The sequence below is a fragment of the Oleiphilus sp. HI0061 genome, assembly GCF_001635675.1.
This window is the reverse complement of the sequence record NZ_LWFE01001540.1, coordinates 1-1213: the sequence shown is the minus strand read 5'-3', so window position 1 is coordinate 1213 and position 1213 is coordinate 1. Positions and strand designations below refer to the sequence as shown.

General features: G+C 44.6%; 2 protein-coding genes. Both read right to left on the bottom strand.

Annotation, left to right across the window (positions count from 1 at the left end):
• Window positions 1-128 precede the first annotated feature (128 nt).
• Window positions 129-719, bottom strand: coding sequence for a hypothetical protein (locus A3735_RS24030; RefSeq protein WP_068506657.1), 591 nt, complete (start codon window positions 717-719; stop codon window positions 129-131).
• On the bottom strand, window positions 719-1213 hold a 495-nt coding region (locus tag A3735_RS31330; RefSeq protein ID WP_197486009.1), incomplete at its 5' end, for a hypothetical protein. The genes A3735_RS24030 and A3735_RS31330, both read right to left, overlap by 1 nt.

Sequence of the window (1213 nt, the reverse complement as noted above, 5' to 3'; positions counted from 1 at the left end):
ATGATGACCTGATTGATTCCTGAATATTGGCGCATGAGGCTGATCAACCAAGTGCTTAAGACGAGCACTTCCAGACTCGTCTAAATTTGGCATACGCTCATAATCATTCCAGGGCGCTGCTTGCATGATTATTCCCGTGTCATCTTGTCAGCCGCTTCTTTGGCTTTTTGTTTAGCTAAAGCAACTCGAAGATCGTGAGCTCTTTGCTCTGCTACTTTCGCGGCTTTGAGAACCTTCATTCTTTCCAGCGAGCTAACCGCTTGTAATCTATCTTCAGCTTGGTTGTTTGTCTCTCCTTTTGGTCGCAGGTTTATGGAAGACAGTACAACTCGAATAAACTCTTCTCTTCTATCAACATCATTGATGTATACCTTGTTGGTTCCAGCTTGGGCCAGTTCTTTAGCTGTGTTTTCAAAGGCATCCAACAGAAGAGCCAGTTCAAACCTAAAGCCCTTAAAGCTGTTATCCATTAAAAAATACGCGATCAACATCGTTGCGCGATACCAATCACATTGCTCATAAGGCCGTTTAAAACGAGTGAGTTCTGATGCTCGCACTGAGGTGCTTAAATCATATAGAGCATCATGAACTAGAGCATAAAAGTAAGGTGGTAATTGAGGGTTTAACAATTCTTTAGGGAACTCGGTTAGCCGATGGTGCAATACGTTGATATCGGGGCCTTCGGCACTACCATTGCTACGAGTTATGAGTTGAGTCATTATTCTGCTCCCTCATAGTGTTTTCTGCTAAATGCCCGAGCAAAATCAGTCATCGCTTCCCAAGACGTCACCGGGAATATATCCCAACCTTGTTGAGCCTCGGCTTGCTTTAAAGCGGCATCATGGTCCGCCATCCATTTATTGTTAGGTGGCAAGGGATAATCCCAGTGTAAATTTAACACCATCGTACCGCCGCCCTTTGCATTCTCTAATGCCTGCTTAGATATACCCCAGCCTGAGTTACCTTTTTCATCCGTGTCAAAAAGTGTTGTGACGCCATCATCCGACAAAATCACAATATGGGAGTTTCTAGTCCTTGGTTTCTCTATGTGGGTCTTTCTTAGAATATGTATCGGGAATGCTGTTGCGCCGCCCAAGTAGTCAGTCAAAACATTGAGAATTAACTCTTCGTTCCTTACAAAGCCATTGGTGGTTTTGAACTGCCTTGCGCCACTCCATAAAGTGACTTGAACTGCAGCGCCGGCTCTCAGTGC